1 protein-coding gene is annotated in these 461 nt (G+C 45.1%); it reads left to right on the top strand.

The genetic code is table 11. The features are described 5' to 3' along the window. Positions 1 to 461, top strand: a 461-nt coding sequence (locus ADM33_RS10360) for an SSURE domain-containing protein (protein WP_049505064.1), incomplete at both ends; no start/stop codon positions are given.

Raw genomic sequence — 461 nt, 5'->3', positions numbered from 1 at the left:
AGGCCTCAGACAAGGCTCCATGGTCAGACAACGGTTCAGCTAAAAATCCCGCCCTTCCACCAGTAGAAAAATTGGGCAAAGGTCTCTACTTCTATGAAGTGGATTTGGCTGGCACTCAAGGCAAATCAGATAAAGAGTTGCTTGACCTCTTGAAACAAAACGGCACTCAAAGTTATAAAGCTACTATTAAAGTGTATGGTGCTAAAGATGGCAAGGCGGATTTGAGCAACCTCGTAGCGACAAAAGATTTGGATGTCAATTTGAATGGCTTAACCACTCCAGCTGAAGTGCAAAAAGGCGTAGCTGACAATACCAAAGACATAGTAGACGTTCCAGCTACTTACTTGGACAAGGCCAACTTCCCTGGCCCATTCACAGCAGGTGTCAACCAAGTCATTCCATATGAATTCTTCGCTGGTGATGGTATGTTGACTCGCCTTATCTTGAAGGCCTCAGACAAG

This window comes from Streptococcus oralis (assembly GCF_001075875.1).
In the GTDB taxonomy this organism is placed as follows: Bacteria; Bacillota; Bacilli; order Lactobacillales; family Streptococcaceae; genus Streptococcus; species Streptococcus oralis_I.
This window is presented reverse-complemented; position numbering and strand designations above follow the sequence as displayed.